The organism is Xanthomonas sp. WCS2018Noco2-27, assembly GCF_031843525.1.
GTDB lineage: Bacteria > Pseudomonadota > Gammaproteobacteria > Xanthomonadales > Xanthomonadaceae > Xanthomonas.
The window spans coordinates 20,430-39,512 of record NZ_JAVTIK010000022.1; the positions used below are offsets into that span (position 1 = coordinate 20,430).

The following is a 19,083-nucleotide window of genomic DNA, read 5'->3' on the forward strand; positions in this document are numbered from 1 at the left end:
GACGTCAAATTTCCTTGCGGGTGTCGGCCCGGACCCAATCGAGATACGCCGGCAGCCCGGCGCTGGCTTGGACAGCGACCGCCTCCGGCAGTTCATACGGATGCAGTGCCTGCAGCCGCGCGATGGCGTCTGGCAGGCGGTCTTCCCAGGTCTTGATCAGCAGCTGCACTTCGGTGCTGCGCGCGATCGCCCCGTTCCAGCGGTACAGCGATTGTGCGCCGGGCAGCTGGGTGACGCAGGCGGCCAGCCGTTCGTCGAGCAAGGCATGCGCGATGCGGTCGGCGCTGTCGGCGTCCGGGCAGGTACTGAACAACAGATGGAGGGAAGAGGCGTTCATTCGGCCCGGCAGTGTAATCCCCTGCCTGCGGGGGATCGACCGCACATTCCGGAACAAGGCGTCAACTTCGCTGGATTGCCGCTGCAGACGGGCGATGCGTTAGCGCCGACGTGGTCGTTGGGTAGCCAAAGCGGCGCGCTGGGATGCTTTAAGGGCATCGGCATGCACGCCGATGGACGCAGTACGCCGGATGACTCGTCAGCGTCGAATGCAGCGCTGTGCGATGCGTGCCTTGACCGCGCGCCGCGCCTACACCAGGTTCGCGCAGAGACAGCTAGGCGACGAACAGCTGACAAACCGACTGTGTTCGCCGCCAAGCGGACGCGGCCGGTGCTTGCTGCTCGCTACGCGGTGCGGTATGGGCCACGCGTGCACTCCGGTTCTGAGCGCGCCGCCCACGCCTGTCTGACCACTGTTCGCTACGTGGTGTTAGCCGCGCTAATCCGCGATCAGCAAGAGAACCCCGCACTAGTAGCAGAGATGGGTTGGAGCGCCTAACGTCCCAGGTCCGGCAGGGCGATGCGCCGGGTCTGCGAGTTGCATGACCGACTGGCGCTAACGCCGGTATTCGCGGCACCTGCGCCATCGGCCAACGTGCAATGCAGGGCGGCAAGGGACGTGCGATTGGCGGGATGCTGCCGGTCGATGATCGCGGGCACTGGCACATGGCGCCTGGACAGCGCGCCGTCGCTGTCGGTCTCCGCTGAAAAGCGCTTCAGCCACACCGGCCCGACGCAGCACGCGCCGGGCCGGTGGGTCTCAGTTGGCCAGCTGGCAGCTGGCCGGCTTGGCCGAATTGAACAGGCCGGCGGTGGCCCATTCGGGGTGATCGACGAACGGGTTGCGGTTGCCCTGGAAGCTGAAGACTACCTGGTTGCGCGCACGCTCGGCATCGTCGGGCGGGTCGGCCTGGTGCCAGGCCAGCAGCGTCGACAACAGGCCCATGTACGCGGGCGAGGATGAGGTCTGCACGATCCGGCTGCGATCGTCGGTGAGCTCCAGATCCGGTTCGGACTGGCCGGTGGACGCGTCGGTGCCACCTTCGTAGCGGATCGCCATGTACATCACTGCGCGCGCCATGTCGCCCTTGCGCCGGCCCCACACCTCGAAGGTGCCGCCGTTGCCATCGGGCGTGCGTACCCAGTTGGAATTGCCCGGATAGCGCCCGCTGCCGCCGCCACTGCCGTCGTTGACCTCGGTCACCCGCTCGCCGCAACTGCTGGTGCAGGTGGCGTAGGGCTTGTTGCCACGGTCGGCGTTGAAGGTGGTGTCGGTCAGATACAGCATGTGGGTGTCGGTGTAGGGCGCATACGGCAGGCCGCGGTCGCCGGTGGCGCTGCCGAAGCCCAGCGAGTTGGGCCAGGTGTGCTCGCGGTTGTAGGTCAGGCCGCTGCCGGTGCCGGCCCGGTCGCTGACTTTGGCGTAGCTGCGGTTACGGTAGGCGTCCAGGATGCGGCCGCTGTTGTTGGGGTCCTCGTCGGCCATCTCCAGGATGGTCCAGGTGCTGGTGCCGGTCCCGCTGTAGGGATAGACCGTGTGGCCGCGAATGGTGGCATTGAGCGAGCAGCGCAACTGGCTGGGGCTGGTGGTGTTGACCCGCGAGTAGTAGCCGGTGCCGCCACCGCCGGCCGTCGCCACCGTGAAGGCGATCGACTGATTGGCCGCCGGGCTCAAGCCGCTGGCATCGCGGATGGCGCTGGCGGTGATCGCCAGGGTGCAGCGTTCGCCGCCGACCAAGGCGGTGTTGGTGGACAGGGTGAAGCGGGTGCCGCTGGTCGGGTAGCTCAGTGCAACCGTCCCGGAGCTGGCGCAACTCAGCGCAAAGGCGCCGCTGCTCAGCGTCACCGCCTCGCTGAAGCCCACCGCCAGATCGCCGGCCGCCGGGAAGCCGCTCGCGCCCTGGGTCGGCGTGGTGCTGGTGATCGTCGGTGCGCCGGTGGTGCCACCGCCGCCGCTGCCGTTGAAGGTCTGGCCGCGGTTGCAGGCGCCGAAGGTCTGTGCCGCCGAGCCCGCCCAGCTGAAGTTGGCTGCGGCACTACCGGTGCCGGTGAGTTGCAGCGAACTGCCGACCGCGCTGCTGTTGCTTTCGCTGACCGGCAGGTTCTGGCTGGTGACGCCGGCCGCCGGGCCGCCGCTACCGGTGATGGCGCCTTCGTAGCTGAGGAACTGCACCAGCTGGCCGCTCGGGTCCACCAGCGCCACGCCGTCGTTGGGCCCGTTCTGCACGCCGTTGCTGGAGTAGCTGACGGTGGCAATGCGCACCTGGCTACCGCAGCTGACCAGGCTGCCGGCCGGCACCGCCGTGTTGGCGTAGCTCACCGCTGCGCTGGGCGCACTGCCGTTGTACAGATAGATCCGGTAGCCGCTCAGCGATTCGCCGGCGGTGGCCACCACTTCCACGCCTTCGCCGGTATCGCCGGAGGCGCCCGCGTCGTCGTAATGCAGTTCGTTGATGAACACCGCGGCGTGGGCGGTGGGGACGGCCAGGACAATGGCGCAGGCCAGCGGAAGACTACGGAACGGCAACCTCATCGACAGCTCCTTGTGATCGGGGAATGCTGTTCCGACTGTAGAGCCTGTGCATGACAAACGGTGGAACCTGGTTCCATTTTTAGAGCGAGTAGCAACGGCTGCATGTACGGTCGGTGGGCGCAGCCGCTGCCCGGAATCGGCACGTGGCGACAGCCACCGGCGCTCGTTGGCGTTGGGTCGCAACATCCAGCTCCTGCGTGCCGCTCACGTCCGCCCCGACGACGGCTTGCCCGGTGTTTTCGCCGCGGTTCGCCCGCCGGATGAGACGGCCGGATGAAAATTTTTTGCCGCCAGCCCTTGAAAGCTGCCCGCCCAGCACAATCTCTGGCCCGCACCCGCTCTGTCGGGTTTTTTCCGCGCGCTGTGCTGGCAGTCGTCATATACGAGTGCTAACATCGCCGATAATTTCCAGACCAATCAATCACTTAAGAGGGTCTTATCTATGAGCATCAAGCCGCTTCACGACCGCGTTGTAGTCAAGCCGATCGAAGCCGACGAAGTTTCCGCCGGCGGCATCGTGATTCCTGACTCCGCCAAGGAAAAGTCCACCAAGGGTGAAGTCATCGCCATCGGCGCCGGCAAGCCCCTGGACAACGGCAGCCTGCGCGCGCCGGTGGTCAAGGTTGGCGACAAGGTCATCTACGGCCAGTACGCCGGCAGCAGCTACAAGTCCGAAGGCGTCGAGTACAAGGTGCTGCGCGAAGACGACATCCTGGCAGTCATCGGCTAATCAGGCGCTATGCGCCGGGAATCGGGAGTTGGGAATCGGGAATGGGCAAAGCGGCTAACGCCCTTCGCCATCCCACCCCGCCCCGATTCACGCTGTTGATCTACCGATTCCCCATTCCCTATTCCCCATTTCCGGAGTTACATACAAATGGCTGCTAAAGACATTCGTTTCGGTGAAGATGCACGCAACCGTATGGTGCGTGGCGTCAACATTCTTGCCAATGCCGTCAAGGCGACCCTGGGCCCGAAGGGCCGCAACGTCGTGCTTGAGAAGAGCTTCGGCGCCCCGACCATCACCAAGGACGGCGTCTCCGTCGCCAAGGAAATCGAACTGGCTGACAAGTTCGAGAACATGGGCGCGCAGATGGTGAAGGAAGTCGCTTCGCGCACCAACGACAACGCTGGCGACGGCACCACCACCGCCACCGTGTTGGCTCAGGCCCTGATCCGCGAAGGCGTCAAGGCCGTGGCTGCCGGCATGAACCCGATGGATCTGAAGCGCGGTATCGACCAGGCCGTCAAGGCTGCGGTCGTCGAGCTGAAGAACCTGTCCAAGCCGACCACCGACGACAAGGCGATTGCCCAGGTCGGCACCATCTCGGCCAACTCGGACGAATCGATCGGCAACATCATTGCCGAAGCGATGAAGAAGGTCGGCAAGGAAGGCGTGATCACGGTTGAAGAAGGTTCGGGCCTGGAAAACGAGCTGGACGTGGTCGAGGGCATGCAGTTCGATCGCGGCTACCTGTCCCCGTACTTCATCAACAACCAGCAGAGCCAGTCGGCCGACCTGGACGACCCGTTCATCCTGCTGCACGACAAGAAGATCTCCAACGTGCGCGACCTGCTGCCCGTGCTGGAAGGCGTGGCCAAGGCCGGCAAGCCGTTGCTGATCGTCGCTGAAGAAGTCGAAGGCGAAGCGCTGGCGACCCTGGTGGTCAACACCATCCGCGGCATCGTCAAGGTCGTGGCCGTCAAGGCACCGGGCTTCGGCGACCGTCGCAAGGCGATGCTGGAAGACATGGCCGTGCTGACCGGCGGCACCGTGATCTCCGAGGAAGTGGGTCTGGCGCTGGAGAAGGCCACGATCAAGGACCTGGGCCGTGCGAAGAAGGTGCAGGTCTCCAAGGAGAACACCATCATCATCGACGGTGCTGGCGATTCGGCCGCGATCGAGTCGCGCGTCGGCCAGATCAAGACCCAGATCGAAGACACCTCGTCCGATTACGACCGCGAGAAGCTGCAGGAACGCGTGGCCAAGCTGGCCGGTGGCGTTGCAGTGATCAAGGTCGGCGCATCGACCGAAATCGAAATGAAGGAAAAGAAGGCACGCGTCGAAGACGCCCTGCACGCTACCCGTGCAGCCGTCGAAGAAGGCGTGGTCCCGGGCGGCGGTGTGGCCCTGGTGCGTGCGCTGGTGGCCGTCGGTAACCTGACCGGTGCCAACGAAGACCAGACCCACGGCATCCAGATCGCCCTGCGCGCCATGGAAGCCCCGCTGCGCGAAATCGTGGCCAATGCCGGCGAAGAGCCGTCCGTGATCCTGAACAAGGTCAAGGAAGGCACCGGCAACTACGGCTACAACGCCGCCAATGGCGAGTTCGGCGACATGGTCGAGTTCGGCATCCTGGACCCGACCAAGGTCACCCGTTCGGCGCTGCAGAACGCAGCCTCGATCGCCGGCCTGATGATCACCACCGAAGCCATGGTGGCCGATACACCGAAGAAGGACGAGCCGGCAATGCCGGGCGGCGGTGGCATGGGCGGCATGGGCGGCATGGATTTCTGATCCAGCCGGCTTACGCCGACACGCAACACCGCAGTCAAAAGGAGCCCCGCAGCGATGCGGGGCTCTTTTTTTGCGTGCACCGCGACGGTCATCCCGCTTGCATGCCGATGCGCTATCAGCGGCGCACGTAACGCCAGGCGCATCAGCCATGGTCAGATGTCACTGCGTCGCGAGGTCTTCGCGCGTAGACGGCTGCGCGGCCAGAGCTATGGCGACATCACGCCATCGATCCATGCGACATAGCGCGATATGCGGACGTTGTAGACCATTTGTCCGTAGAAACCCGCCTCCAGGACGTGCTCTGGAACCGCCGTGATCCACGATCCCAGCCCAATGAGTTGCCAGGCGCCCTGCTTCTGCACAACCAGCGGGCCGCCGCTGTCGCCGCTTCCCAACACGCCTTCGAGCGGCAAGCCGTGTGCGGGGGGATCGAATCGATACCAGACATAGCGATCGTTTGCTCCAGTAATGGAGTTGTAGGCCCGCCGCAACACGCCGCGATGTGGCGCATTGGGAATCTGCCCCTCGATGCCATTACCGGTTGCCCCTTTCCCTACCAACATGGCGACTTGCGTGACCTCATCGTTGCCGCGATACAGGGCTACCGGTGCAATTTGCTCCACTGGCGTCTCCAGCTCGACCAGAGCGATGTCATCCGAACCAGCCAGAAAGGCGTGAATCCTGGAAGGATTGCCGGTCTTCAAGGCGTCCTGGCCCAGCGCGTCTGGCATGCGCTTGTAGCCTGGATGGACGACTACGCGCGCAACTTTGTATGCGTGCCCGTCGATGGTCACCTCGGCGTCCATGCCTTCCATGGGAGCTGCGTGTGCGGCGGTGACGACCCACTTCGGCGCGATGAGAACGCCATGCCCTTCGCCTGGCATATCTGCCAGCGCCACAAACGCAGATCGATCTACTCGATACTTTGAGTCTTCAACATCGTTACGGATGACAACTGCGTTCGCCGCGAACGGCAGCATACAAAGAGCAACTAGTAACTGGCGTTTCATTTACCCGTGCGTCCTTTCATGCATCAACCTGACGGCCATCCGCAAGATTCTTGCGGTCCTCGCTTCAATATAGCCGAGCAGTTTCGACACACCACCGTATTTTTGACGAGACGGCATTCGGTAAGACGAAAGCCGGGAAATGAGGGCTGAGTCGTGGTCAAAAAAGCCTGAGAGCGCTTTCCAAGCCGCTACGGAATCAATCAAAAGATGGTGGCAAACAGACGGTGACTTACACCCTGCATACGGTTCTCGTCGCTAACGGCATCCAGTTCACCAGCTGCAGCTCCGACCAAGATGGCTTCGCGCATCTCTTCATTAGTCAGCCGCTCACTGACTGTTTCCGCCCGGTGGATCCGCTCTCCATGCGTCGCTCAGCAGGTCGATAAACCGACGGATCTTGGGCGACAGGTGACGCTTGCTCGGATAGACGACACGGATAGGCTCAGGAGCGGGCTCGAATGTTTCCAAGATCCTGACCAACGTTCCCAATGCGAGGTCATCTCGGATGAGATAGTCGGGAAGTTGGGCGATGCCCAGCCCTGCACAGGCTGAACGTTGCAAGGCTTCCCCACTATCCATGATAAGTCTGCTTGCACCCGAAAAGGATGTATCGCTTTTTCCAGTTCGGAACGTCCACGGTCTTGGGCGCCCTTCGTCTAGAAAGAAACAGCAATGATGCTGAGACAGATCGGATGGGGCTTCTGGCGCGTTGTGCTTCGCTAAGTAACTGGGCGATGCACACGTCACCATGCGTTGGTGCGTGACGGTTCGACTGAAGATGCGCGAGTCTTCGCGTGCAGGTCCGGTGCGCACTGCAATGTCGATACCATCTTCAATCAGATCCACAAAGCGATCGGAATACTGCACAACTGCGCTGACGTTTGGCCAGGTATCGATGAACTGCTCTACTACCGGAAGCACATACCTCATTCCCAGTGTTACAGGAGCACTGATGGCTAGGCGGCCATACGGGGCTTCCGAACGAAGCGCCATCGCGGTCTCTGTTTCCTTCAGATCCTCAAGGATCAGAGAGCTTCTCGCATAGAGAACGTGCCCATCGTCCGTCAGGCTCAAGCTCCTTGTCGTCCGGTTCAACAGACGCATACCCAGTCTTTCCTCCAGACGAACAACGCGCTTGCCAACGGCCGAGCGGGTCAACCCCAAACGTTTGGCGGCCAGCGTGTAATTACCGCTATCAACGACTGTAACGAACGCGACAATGTCGTTGATGTTCGTGAGTTCCATCGAGGCCTCTAGGGATTGATCACCGGATCAGTGGGGAACCACATTCCCCAATCATGCACCTAATCTTGGCATACCGGTTTTCAAGAACCAATGATCGACTGAGGGAGCTTCTGTGAACGAGAACGTCAAGGCAAGCATCAAAGAGTGGGCTCAGAGCTTGGCAGAACTTGCCCCGGTAGTGACCGGGGAAAACAAAGAACTCACGATGAAAGAAATCCGCGACAGTTACGTAGACATGCTGGCCAAGCAGTTGCCGCCAGCAGACGTGAGTTTCGAGAAGATCGATCTGAACGGCGTGCCCGCGACACTGGTGACTCCGGCAACGCAGAACACCGATGCCGTCCTGTTTTATATTCACGGCGGCGCCTATATCGTCGGTGCCCCGGATGGATATCATGGGATAGGCGGAAATTACGCGCAGATGCTGGGTGCACGGGTCTACATGCCCGATTACAGGCTTGCCCCCGAGTATCCTTTTCCCACGCCAATTGACGACACGCTAGCGGCCTATAAGGGACTTCTTGCGTTGGGCATCCCAGCCCAAAAAATCGTTTTCGCCGGCGAGTCGGCTGGCGGCGCGATGGTGGTTTCCGTCATGGTGGCGGCACGCAACGCAGGCTTGCCTCTTCCTGCAGCCGGCACTGCGATTTCGCCTTGGGCAAATCTGGAGCACACCGGGGCATCGGTCACCAATCGCGAAGGACTCGATCCGCTGAATACCGGAGCGGGATTACGCTTCTTGGCTCGCACCTTCTTGGGCGATGCATTGCCGAATCATCCGATGGCATCTCCTGTGTTTGCCGATGTCACTGGCCTGCCACCGATCCAGATTCAGATCGGCGAGAACGAGTTGATGTTGAGCGACGCGATGCGCCTGGCGACTCATCTGGGCGACAACCGTGTCCGCGTCGATCTTGAAGTCTGGCCGGGCATGTTCCATGCGTGGCACTTTTTTGCAAACACACTTCCAGAGGCTCGCCAAGCACTTGCAAGCTCAGTGCGATTCTTGAATGCGCAGCTCGAAAAGACTTCAAGCTAACGCTGTAAGGATGACCTCGCAGAAGATGCATGCTTGCAATCGACTGATGCTGCTGTTTCAGCACGCTGCTATCGGCGAAAAAGCCGGTAGCAGAGCGGCGTTGGATAGGAGGTTGCTGGCAAGTTGGCGTGACGCTGAGTGGCCAATTACCTTCACCATCCGCTGTTCTGCGATGTCTGAGGCATCGATCTTTCATTGACTGCCAAGCGCGAAAGCTTCGCCTCGGTGACAAGCGATCCGCTGCTCGTGCGACGTACCCATTTGAGCGCAGCGCTTCATCGCATCCACACTTTCAAACATTTATCTTTCCAGAAAATTTTCAGGAGTTCTGTCTTGCACAGTCCATCTCGCAGCGATACGCCTGAAGGCACGGACAACGCTCCCATTGTCGGTGAGGAGCATGTTCGATCGGCTTGTGCGGACGCGCAGCAATTCCCTTGGTCTGATGCAAGCCTGCCAGCAGAGGTGCGCGCGTGGCTGGTGGTTCAGGCGATGACCGAGGACGAGAAATTTGCATGGTTGTCCGGGCCAATGGCAATTCCGATTGCAGGCAGTGACAAACCGGAAGGTGCGCTCGGATCAGCGGCCTACTACCCGGCAGTGCCGCGTTTGGGCATTCCTGCGCAACAGCAAACCGATGCAAGTCTGGGTGTAGGCAATTTGGCGAATGTACGTCCTGGCGACAACGCCACAGCGCTGCCGTCGTCGTTGTTGCTTGGGGCGAGCTTTAATCCAATCATGGCGCGCAAAACGGGCGCGATGGTTGGGCAGGAAGCCAGGGCCAAGGGTTTCAATGTGCAGTTGGCGGGCGGGGCGAACCTGGTGCGTGAGCCACGTGGTGGACGCAACTTCGAATATGTCTCCGAAGACCCGCTACTCACTGGTGTGATCGCTGGCAACTCCGTTGCTGGTATTCAGTCGCAAGGCGTGGTTTCGACTGTCAAACACTTTGCGATCAACCCGCAAGAAACCGGGCGCGTAGTGGTGAACTCGCACATCGTCGATCAGGCGCTCCACGAGTCGGATCTGCTGGCATTCAAAATCGCGATTGAGATTGGTGAACCAGGCGCCGTGATGCCTGGCTACAACTTGGTCAACGGAGAGTGGGCCAGCGAAAATGCCTACCTCATCAACACCGTATTGAAGGGGGAGTGGGGCTATCCGGGTTGGGTGATGTCCGACTGGGGGGCGACACACTCGGTGGAGAAGGCCGCACTTGCCGGGCTGGATGTTCAATCCGGAGCGAACTTGGACCCTGAACCCTATTTCGCCGAACCGCTGCGAACCGCCGTCAGCAATGGCTTGGTCCCCCAATCGCGTATCGACGACATGGTGCACCGTCAGCTGCGTAGCCTTTTTGCTGTCGGCGTCATCGACACTCCGCCCAAGCCAGGCGCCGCGATCGACTACGCCGCACATCGCCTGTTGGCGCAGCGGTCTGCTGAGCAAGGCATCGTATTGCTCAAGAACAAGGCAGATGTCCTGCCACTTTCGAGAGGCGCTAACCGCATCGTCGTCATCGGCACGCAGGCGGACATCGGCGTGGTGGCGGGCGGCGGCTCGTCTGCCGTCACTCCGATCGGCAGCGTTACCAAGCCTGGTTTCGAGTTCATGGGAACGGTGATGGAGAAGGTCTACCATCCCAGCTCGGTCTTGAACGCCATCAAGGCCGAAGCCTGCGCGGCGCAGGTTGTTTATGTGAGCGCGAACGATGCAGCCGCAGCCGTCACAGCGGCGCATGGTGCCGATGCGGTCATCGTCGTTGCCGAAGAATGGCGCTCGGAAGGTCAAGATGCCCAAGGTCTCTCGTTGCCTGATGATCAGGATGCATTGATCACTGCCGTGGCCAAGGCCAACGCAAACACCGTGGTCGTGCTGATCTCAGGTGGCTCGGTCACGATGCCTTGGTTAGACGACGTCGTTGGCGTGGTCGCAGCGTTCTATCCTGGCCTAGGCGGCGGAGAGGCCATCGCTGGCATCTTGTTTGGCCGCGTCAACCCTTCCGGGCGCCTCCCCATCACGTTCCCACAGAGTGTCGAACAGTTGCCGCATCCTGAGCAGCGAGATCCGTCGACCACGACGTCCAATCCGGGGGAGCCGATCAAGGGCGAGATCTTCTGCATCGATTACAACGTCGAGGGCGCCGATGTAGGCTATCGCTGGTTCGACGCGCGCTCGCTAACACCGCTGTTCCCGTTCGGATACGGGTTGTCGTATACGCGCTTTGAAACCCATGACTTTCACGTGAGTGACGAAGGTGGCAGGTTCGTCGCTCGCTTTGTTGTCAGCAATTCCGGCGACCTGACCGGAGCGTATGTAGCGCAGGTGTATGTGGCGGGCGAGGGCGTGATTAAGTTTCCAAAACGGCTTTGTGCCTTCGAGCGCGTCGAGCTTGCGCCGGGTGAGAGCAAAAAGTTGGAACTTGAGATCGATCCAAGATTCTTCGCCAGGTTCGACACCGCAGCGCGTCAGTGGGCGATTTCGGAAGGCACATACAGCGTTCGCTTGGCGGACAACGCAGCCGATCCGGGGAAGTCTATGTCGTTGAACGTGAGCGCTCGCAACGTCAAGCCTTAGAAACACAAAGGTGCAAATCGGCGGCTGTGGTCGCAGGCCGAACAAACGCCCTAGCAAGCCGGCTACGGCACCCGCAACGCGCGTGCTTGTTTCCCGCACCGAGCAGCGCTGGGATCCAATGCTGTTTGTGGTCGGCGCCTGGTCGGGCACAGTGCCTTCGGGTACTGGACAGCCACGACACATCCGACCGCGTGCTAGCCGTGCACGGGTCCTGCCGCAGTAGCACGCAAGCCGTTGTCGGGAGGGACCTGCAGACCAAGTGAAGGCAGCGTCGGCGCAGACCGTATGCTGCCTGGCGTGATCGCCCAGCTCGCCAGGCCAGCTCCAGGAGAACGCCGATGCCCCGTCTGACCGCCCAGGATGTTCATCCCGCACTGCTCGAGCTCTACGATGGCTATGTGCACGGCACGCTGAGCCGGCGCGAGTTTCTTGATCGCGCGGCCGCTTTTGCGGTGGCAGGGTTGAGTGCGGCGGCGATCCTGGAATCGATGAGTCCCGACTACGCGCTGGCCACCCAGGTGGAATTCACCGACCCGGACATCGTGGCCGAGTACATCCGGTATCCCTCGCCCAACGGGCATGGCGACGTACGTGGCTATCTGATGCGTCCGGCCAAGACCGGCGCGCCGGTGCCGGGTGTGGTGGTGGCGCACGAGAATCGCGGGTTGAATCCGTATATCGAAGATGTGGCGCGGCGCGTGGCCAAGGCCGGCTTTGTCGCGTTGGCGCCGGATGGCCTGAGTTCGGTCGGCGGGTATCCCGGTAACGACGAGAAGGGCCGCGCGTTGCAGCAGCAGGTCGATCCCACCAAGCTGATGAATGATTTCTTCGCCGCCGTGGAGTTCTTGATGCGCCGCGAGAACAGCACCGGCAAGGTCGGCATCACCGGCTTTTGTTATGGCGGTGGGGTGGCCAATGCAGCGGCCGTGGCCTATCCCGAGTTGGCCGCTGCCGTGCCGTTCTATGGCCGTCAACCGACCGCCGAGGAGGTCGCACGCATCCGTGCGCCGTTGCTGCTGCATTACGCGGCGCAGGACGAGCGCGTCAACGCCGGCTGGCCGGCCTATGAGGCCGCGCTCAAGGCACAGCACAGGGTGTACGAGGCCCATCTCTACCCTGGTACCAATCACGGCTTCCATAACGATTCCACGCCGCGCTACGACAAGGCCGCCGCCACGCTGGCGTGGGACCGCACCATTGCGTGGTTCCGCCGCTATCTGGCCTGAGTCGATGGCGCGCGTCGCCGTGCGGCGTTCGTTGCCCGGGCCCAGCGCCTGCACCCTGGCGTAGCCGCTCGATGCGGGCACATTAAGGCTGTGAGGCATCGGGTTGTCGCGACGACGCCAGACTGCCGGCAGAAGCGACGCACCGGGATTGCCGACTGCTGAGCTGTCAGTCTCCCGGCTGGTGTGCGTGTCGCGTGCGCACTGCCAAACGCCAAGCGATCAGGAATCAATCGAACCTTGTCACCCAGAGGACAAGCGAACAGGCGGCCAGTCGATCAGGCAAGCTAACGAAACAGCCGACCAATCCGAAGCGTGCGACGCATCCCTTGCGGAGTGCGCCGCACTTCGCGCAATCGCCATGCGAGCGCAAGCGTGTCCAGTGGGTTCGCAAACCCAGGACCGCGATCCAGATCACACTTGCGTGACAGTGTGTTGACACCGATGTCATCGCAGCTCTAGCGTCGCTGGGCAGGCGTTTGCGCCGCGTGGTCGGGGGGCCATCGGACAAGGGGCGGCGGTGCATGCATCGCTGGCAGACGTCGTTGCAGCGCACTGCCACGCCGGCCGCGTCCGGCTTCTCCCGGGGATCTTATGAACTGCCGCAGTCATCGTCTTGCCTTGTCGATTTCCGTATCTCTTGCACTGACGGCTGCCGCAGCGCCGCCGCTCATGGCCCAGCAAACCGAGCCGGACACACCGCGTGCCACGTCCACCCTGGATGCGGTCAGCGTCACCGGCTCGCGCATCAAGCGCGCGCAGGTCGAAGGCGCGCAGCCGGTGGTCACCATCTCCGCGCAGCAGATCCAGCAGGAAGGTTTCGCCACCGTCTACGACGTGCTCAACAGCATGAATCAGCAGGGCTCGGTGGAAGCCGATACGCAATGGGGCTCGCACACGCCCAACGCCTCGCCGATCAATCTGCGCGACCTGGGGCCGGGGCGCACTCTGCTGCTGGTCAACGGCCACCGCGTCGCCGATTACCCGCTGCCTTACGGCGGCGAAAGCAACTTTTCCAACTACAGCAATATCCCGTCCGCGGCGGTGGAGCGCATCGAGATCCTCACCGGCGGCGCCTCGGCGATCTACGGCTCGGATGCGGTGGCCGGCGTGGTCAACGTGATCCTCAAGCGCGACTACCAGGGCGACCAGGTGCGCCTGCGTGGCGGCACTGCCACCGAAGGCGGGCGCGACAGTTTCGATGTGTCGTGGGCGGGCGGGCGCACCGGCGAAAACTGGAGCGTGACCTACGCCCTGCAGGCCACGCGGCGCGACCCCTTGAGCGGCCGCGATCGCCCCGAAATGGACGATTCGGATGACATGTCCTATTCCAACTGGACCGGCCAGAACCGCCTGTACGGCTTCAATCCATTCACTGGCCTGAGCCTGGTCGATGCCAACACCAACCAGCGTCTGGCGCCGCCTGCGGGCACCTGCGCGCGCTTCGGCGGCGAGTTCGTCGATGCGCAGCGGCTGAGCTACGACCAAAACAGCGGCGCGCTCACCAATACCGGCAACTATTGCGGCGTGGCGCGCGATTACGGCGACTGGGGCCTGGTCACCGGCAGCGAAGATTATTCGGCCTATCTCTACGGCACCTGGAAGTTCGGAGAGGCCACCGAAGCCTGGGCCACGCTGTCGGCCAACCGCAGCATCGGGCGCTGGACCTACGACCCGCCATACGCGTATCTGGGCCCGTTCCAGGACGCGGCCACCGGGCGTTCGTTGAACCTGATCCGTCAGCTCACCCGGCGCGAAGCCGGCGGTTGGGACCGGCTGGCCAACTACAACAAGGAACAGTCGTGGGATCTCAGCGCCGGCCTGCGCGGGGTCTGGGCCGACCGCTTCGATTGGGAGTTGAGCGTGGGCCGCTCACGCTACACGGTGGACGAATACATCCGCACCGTGGATACCGCGCGTGCCACCGAATACTTTCTCGGCAGCCCCACCGGCACCGCCGCCGATGGCTCGCCCATCTACGCGATCAACGAAGCGCGCCTGTACGCGCCGCTGTCGTCGGACCAGTACGACGACCTGGTCGCCAAATCGCACAACGCTGCGTATTCCTGGGTAAATCAGGCCAGTTTCAGCCTCAGCGGCGATCTGGTGCAGGGCTGGGCCGGCCCGATCCGCTTCGCCACCGTGGCCGAAGTCGCCAAGCAGGGCTATCAACTGTCGCCGGACCCGTGCGCCAACGAGTGCTACCCGGTGGATGTGGTCGATAGCGGCGGCGGCGAACGCGTGCGCAGCTCGGCCGGCCTGGAATTCCAGATTCCGTTGCTATCCACGTTGAGCGCGAATGTGGCCGGTCGATACGACCGCTATGGCAGTTACCGGTCGTCGGCCGCCATCGCCACCGATGTCGGCACGCAAAGCGATACCACCTGGAGCGCGGGGTTGGAATGGCGCCCGGTCGAGAGCCTGTTGCTGCGTAGCACGCTGGCCACCAGCTTCCGCGCGCCGGACATGCACTACGTGCTCGGCGAACCCAGCTCCACCAACCAGACCGTGATCGATCAATACCGCTGCATTTCCTCTGGCGCGTATCTCACCGGCGGCTGCAACGACGAAAACAACGACATCTACTACACCGTGGATGTGAACCGTCGCGGCACCCCGGATCTACGCTCGGAAACCGGCCGCTCGTTCACCGGCGGAGTGGTGTGGGATATCGCGCAAGGGTTGTCGCTGAGCGTGGATTACTACCGCATCCAGCTGGAGGAAATGATCAAGGATCTGGACCGCGACGAGATCCTGTCCGCCGAAGCCGGCTGCCGCACCGGCACCACCGTCAGCGGCGGCGCCTGGAACAATCCCGGCGGTGCGGGCTATTGCGACACCATTACTTCGCGCGTGGTGCGCAATGCCGACGGCACCATCGCCAGCATCGAGCGCGGCCCGATCAACCTGGCGCAGATGGAAACCTCCGGCATCGATGCATCGCTGAAATATCGTCTAGCTACCGCCGGCTGGGGCAACTTCCAGCTGTCGCTGGATTACAACAACCTGATCGCCTATCGCGAACAGATCTACCGCACCGACAGCGACGAAAACCGCCGCGACGAACGCGTGCGCAGCCGGGTGCGTGGCAGCGTGCATTGGGACAACGGCGGCGCCTGGGACTGGACGGTGTACTTCCGCCGGCTTGGCTCGATGCGTGCGGTCAATTGGGGCACCTGCGCGCGCTTCGACGATGGCTACCAGCCCAGCGCATCGGACCAATGCCTGGTAACCGACACCGCCAACGTGCATCTGGGCGAGAGCAGCAAGCGCTACTTCGGTCGCGTGGGCCCGGCGATCTACTGGAACCTCAGCACCGGCTACAAGATCACCGACCACGCCAAGGTCAACTTCTACGTCAACAACGTGTTCAACGAAGTGGGCTACGAGAACAAGGAGCGCTTCTACGGCTACGGGTTCTACAACACCACCTTGTTCAACCCGATCGGCCGCGAAGTCGCAGCGGAGTATGTGTTTACATTTTGAGTGATGTGGTTGCTGCATGCACACCACGTCACGGCATGATCGCTGTGGCGTGGTGCGCGGTGGCGCGGTCGATCAAGCTAGCGCGATGCTGTTTGGTGCAAGCATCGATAGCGTGCGCGGCAATGCAGTGAACAGCGGCTGCAAGGTGCAAGCGGACGCGGCGCATAGCAGTGCAATGACGATCGGCTGCAACCCGACATTAGACGGGCCGCAGTGCAGCGCTCGCGTGGATACGGATAGCAATTCCATGCTGGAGGAACGAGGGGTTGCTGGTGGCGGTGCCGTTGCTCAACTGTCATCTGGCGAATATATGTGTCGTTGCCCGCAGCGAGATACGAATTTGGAACGCTATGTACGATCTGCTGAGTGTCACGACGCATCTGCATCCACGCATCGGATGTCGGACAAGCGGACTTGCGTACCAGTGCGTTAATCGTCCCGCCGCAGCTACGGACCGCAAGCTTTATGAAACAGCCGCGCCAAAAGGGCTGGTCGCACATCGCTCATCGATTGCGTCGCGCCACGCCGTCGTGGTCAACGAGGGATATGCCGGTGGGCCTTTCTCGCGTCCCGGCAGTGCATCGACTGCGATAGGGCGCACGTCCGTTGCCGATGAAACAGTGGCAACACGCAAATACGCGTGGTATCAATGCATCCCATGAACGCACCCCGCAGCCAGTTTTATTTTTGGTACTACGGTTTTCCGATGCCGCTGGCGGAGGAAGGATTGCGCTCACCCTGAAGGAAACTTCAGCAGCATTCCCGAAAAGCCGCCAGCGCACACTGGCGGCTTTTTTGTTGCCGCCTCGCCTGGCTCCCCGATGCAACCGCCGACCCGAGACACTGTTATGCCGCCTGTGACCGATGACCTGCGTATCCGCAAGATCGAAGCCCTCGCACCGCCTTCGCAGCTGCTGTCGCTGCTGCCCTGCGATGAGCGCGCCTCCGAAACCGTCACCAACTCGCGCGCCGCGCTGCACGAGATCCTGCATGGGCGCGACGACCGCCTGGCGGTGGTGATCGGGCCCTGCTCGATCCACGACCCGGTCGCGGCGATGGAGTACGCACACCGGCTGCGCCCACTGCGCGAGCAGTTCGGCGATGCGCTGGAGATCGTGATGCGGGTGTACTTCGAAAAGCCGCGCACCACCATTGGCTGGAAGGGCCTGATCAACGATCCGGACCTGGATGGCAGCTTCCAGATCAACAAGGGGCTGCGCGTGGCGCGCGGCTTGCTGCGCGACATCAACAACCTTGGATTGCCGGCCGGTGTGGAGTTTCTCGACATCATTTCGCCGCAATACATCGCCGACCTAGTGGCCTGGGGCGCAATCGGCGCACGCACCACCGAAAGCCAGGTGCACCGCGAAATGGCCTCGGGTCTGTCGTGCCCGGTAGGGTTCAAGAACGGCACCGGTGGCGACGTCAAGATTGCGGTGGACGCGGTGGGCGCGGCCTCGCATCCGCATCATTTCCTGGCCGTGACCAAGGACGGCCAGACCGCAGTGGCAGCCACGGCGGGCAATCCGGATTGCCATGTGATCCTGCGCGGCGGCAAGGTGCCCAACTTCGATGCGGCCAGTGTGGAATCGGCCAGCCAGGTGCTCAACACCTCCGGTCTGCCGGCACGGTTGATGATCGACGCCAGCCACGCCAACAGCGGCAAGAATCCCGACAACCAGCCCAAGGTGATCGATGACATCGCGCGGCAGCTGGAAGGCGGCGAGACGCGCATCGTCGGCGTCATGGTGGAAAGCCATCTGGTCGGCGGCCGCCAGGAACTTGTCGCAGGCTGCGAGCTGACCTACGGCCAGAGCATCACCGACGGCTGCCTTGATTGGGACACTTCGGTACAGGTACTGGATCGCCTGGCGACTGCAGTGCGCGCCCGGCGCGCGCGGCGCATTGCCGAGGCTGCGTAAGCGTGCGACATCGCGTTCGCTGACTGATTTTGAGGTTGCGGGTTGGTCGGCTTGCGGATGCGGCACCAGGTGTCGTCCGGACCTTCATCGGGCGCGATGCGCCACCTTCTCCCGATGGGAGAAGGGCGAGAGCGCTGATTATCCTGAGGGGGATGAAAGCAGCGCGCATGGACATGATGAAAGCGGCTTTCGTCCGAGAAAACCAAAGCCACTGTGCCGGCGGGAGATGGTTGGGGTGACATTGCTACGGTGCGGCGGAAAAAACGCATCCATCGCCTGAGCCGCCACCCGTGCGGTCAAAGAAAAACGCCGGACCGGCGCAGGGAGCCGGTCCGGCGGATTGAACAACACCACCCACTGGTGACCCGTCGCTGCGGTGGCTAGGAGGGAGAGACGTTCTGCACCGCCAGCGAGCGGGTAAGGACGTTATCGCCCCGGGGCATGACCTGCGCATGTCGCTGCGTGGCGCCGGCAGACATGAAGTTTCCAAAGAGTTAAGCGGCGCCGCGGCGGTGCTTCACTTGCGTACATCGCTGCACGCATGGCCACCCAACCCAATAACCTGTGCATGCATGCATGCAACGTCAGCCCAGTATGTCGCCAGGGTCGAGCCAGCGTTGGCGCCGCGGCAATGACTCAGTCAGCGTATGCGGGGTGTGCGTGCCATCGCTATCGCGATTGGCGCGTGCCACCTGGTGTTCCAGTGCATTGCGATAGCGCGGGGACACGCGATGTAACCCAATAACCTGTGCATGCATGCAACGTCAGCCCCGCATGTCGCCAGGCTCGAGCCAGCGCTGGCGCCGCGCCAATGACTCAGTCAGCGTATGCGGGGTGTGCGTGCTATCGCTATCGTGATTGGCGCGTACCATCTAGTGTTCCAGTGCATTGCGATAGCGCGGGGACACGCAATGGTCGAGCGACTGGCGCGCGTGCTGATTGGGCGTGAGCACGCGCAGGTTGGCCACTGCTTCCCTTGTAGGTTCGCCGCTTTGGTCCGCTGCGCTATCTCTATCGGCACCGCCTTAAGTAGCCGGTGCCGGTGAAGCTGCTCATCGCCACGGTCTCGCGAGGCTCAATCAGCGCGGCTGCCGCCAAGGCAGACACCCCTCGGTCGCGCAGCGGCGCGTACAGGATGCGTTGCTCGGACATGGCGGGCACAGCGGCAACGGGATGCCCGTTATCGCCCGCTGC

11 protein-coding genes, 1 other RNA gene and 1 pseudogene are annotated in these 19,083 nt (G+C 62.6%); 8 read left to right on the top strand and 5 right to left on the bottom strand.

What is annotated here, in order from left to right:
- Window positions 1-4: 4 nt before the first annotated feature.
- The gene (gene cutA / locus RQH86_RS22100; protein WP_055853136.1) at window positions 5-337 is read right to left on the bottom strand and encodes a divalent-cation tolerance protein CutA; all 333 of its coding nucleotides are present in this window, start codon (window positions 335-337) and stop codon (window positions 5-7) included.
- A gap of 358 nt (window positions 338-695) precedes the next feature.
- On the opposite strand from cutA, the gene RQH86_RS22105 reads away from it, so the two are divergent.
- A non-coding RNA gene (locus RQH86_RS22105) (sX9 sRNA) lies at window positions 696-772 on the top strand.
- A gap of 324 nt (window positions 773-1,096) precedes the next feature.
- Here the strand turns inward: RQH86_RS22105 and RQH86_RS22110 are convergent.
- Complete coding sequence (locus RQH86_RS22110) at window positions 1,097-2,869, bottom strand: endonuclease (protein WP_311239396.1); 1,773 nt, start codon at window positions 2,867-2,869, stop codon at window positions 1,097-1,099.
- Window positions 2,870-3,311: 442 nt separating this feature from the next.
- On the opposite strand from RQH86_RS22110, the gene RQH86_RS22115 reads away from it, so the two are divergent.
- Both RQH86_RS22115 and groL read left to right on the top strand, forming a co-directional pair.
- Complete coding sequence (locus RQH86_RS22115; protein ID WP_055853130.1) at window positions 3,312-3,599, top strand: co-chaperone GroES; 288 nt, start codon at window positions 3,312-3,314, stop codon at window positions 3,597-3,599.
- A gap of 147 nt (window positions 3,600-3,746) precedes the next feature.
- Complete coding sequence (gene groL, locus RQH86_RS22120; protein ID WP_115512709.1) at window positions 3,747-5,387, top strand: chaperonin GroEL; 1,641 nt, start codon at window positions 3,747-3,749, stop codon at window positions 5,385-5,387.
- A 206-nt stretch (window positions 5,388-5,593) separates the two neighbouring features.
- On the opposite strand, the gene RQH86_RS22125 is transcribed toward groL, so the two are convergent.
- On the bottom strand, window positions 5,594-6,397 hold the full coding sequence (locus RQH86_RS22125) for a trypsin-like serine protease (protein ID WP_311239397.1): 804 nt from the start codon (window positions 6,395-6,397) through the stop codon (window positions 5,594-5,596).
- 327 nt (window positions 6,398-6,724) lie between these two features.
- Entirely contained in the window at window positions 6,725-7,642 is a 918-nt protein-coding gene (locus RQH86_RS22130; RefSeq protein WP_311239398.1) for a LysR family transcriptional regulator, read from the bottom strand.
- A 112-nt stretch (window positions 7,643-7,754) separates the two neighbouring features.
- Between RQH86_RS22130 and RQH86_RS22135 the strand changes: the two genes are divergently transcribed.
- The 5 genes from RQH86_RS22135 (at window position 7,755) to RQH86_RS22155 (ending at window position 17,889) form a co-directional block, all read left to right on the top strand.
- Window positions 7,755-8,681 (top strand): alpha/beta hydrolase, encoded by a 927-nt coding sequence (locus RQH86_RS22135; RefSeq protein ID WP_311239399.1) that lies wholly within the window; start codon window positions 7,755-7,757, stop codon window positions 8,679-8,681.
- 195 nt (window positions 8,682-8,876) lie between these two features.
- A complete protein-coding gene (locus RQH86_RS22140) occupies window positions 8,877-11,258 on the top strand; it encodes a beta-glucosidase (RefSeq protein WP_311239400.1) in 2,382 nt (793 codons plus the stop codon).
- A 338-nt stretch (window positions 11,259-11,596) separates the two neighbouring features.
- The gene (yghX, locus tag RQH86_RS22145) at window positions 11,597-12,484 is read left to right on the top strand and encodes a YghX family hydrolase (RefSeq protein ID WP_311239401.1); all 888 of its coding nucleotides are present in this window, start codon (window positions 11,597-11,599) and stop codon (window positions 12,482-12,484) included.
- 669 nt (window positions 12,485-13,153) lie between these two features.
- Window positions 13,154-15,967, top strand: coding sequence for a TonB-dependent receptor (locus tag RQH86_RS22150; protein ID WP_311239402.1), 2,814 nt, complete (start codon window positions 13,154-13,156; stop codon window positions 15,965-15,967).
- A gap of 848 nt (window positions 15,968-16,815) precedes the next feature.
- Window positions 16,816-17,889 carry a 3-deoxy-7-phosphoheptulonate synthase gene (locus RQH86_RS22155; protein WP_055853104.1) on the top strand — a complete coding sequence of 358 codons (1,074 nt, stop codon included), beginning with the start codon at window positions 16,816-16,818 and terminating at the stop codon, window positions 17,887-17,889.
- 973 nt (window positions 17,890-18,862) lie between these two features.
- Here RQH86_RS22155 and RQH86_RS22160 read toward each other — a convergent pair.
- A pseudogene (locus RQH86_RS22160) lies at window positions 18,863-19,041 on the bottom strand (propionyl-CoA--succinate CoA transferase); the annotation flags it as partial.
- Window positions 19,042-19,083 lie beyond the last annotated feature (42 nt).

Bases quoted from the DNA above. Each gene is read 5' to 3' on its own strand.
- RQH86_RS22130 (WP_311239398.1), bottom strand. From the start codon at position 7,642: ATGGAACTCACGAACATCAACGACATTGTCGCGTTCGTTACAGTCGTT.
- yghX (WP_311239401.1), top strand. From the start codon at position 11,597: ATGCCCCGTCTGACCGCCCAGGATGTTCATCCCGCACTGCTCGAGCTC.
- RQH86_RS22110 (WP_311239396.1), bottom strand. From the start codon at position 2,869: ATGAGGTTGCCGTTCCGTAGTCTTCCGCTGGCCTGCGCCATTGTCCTG.
- RQH86_RS22150 (WP_311239402.1), top strand. From the start codon at position 13,154: ATGGCCCAGCAAACCGAGCCGGACACACCGCGTGCCACGTCCACCCTG.
- RQH86_RS22155 (WP_055853104.1), top strand. From the start codon at position 16,816: ATGCCGCCTGTGACCGATGACCTGCGTATCCGCAAGATCGAAGCCCTC.
- RQH86_RS22125 (WP_311239397.1), bottom strand. From the start codon at position 6,397: ATGAAACGCCAGTTACTAGTTGCTCTTTGTATGCTGCCGTTCGCGGCG.
- RQH86_RS22115 (WP_055853130.1), top strand. From the start codon at position 3,312: ATGAGCATCAAGCCGCTTCACGACCGCGTTGTAGTCAAGCCGATCGAA.
- cutA (WP_055853136.1), bottom strand. From the start codon at position 337: ATGAACGCCTCTTCCCTCCATCTGTTGTTCAGTACCTGCCCGGACGCC.
- groL (WP_115512709.1), top strand. From the start codon at position 3,747: ATGGCTGCTAAAGACATTCGTTTCGGTGAAGATGCACGCAACCGTATG.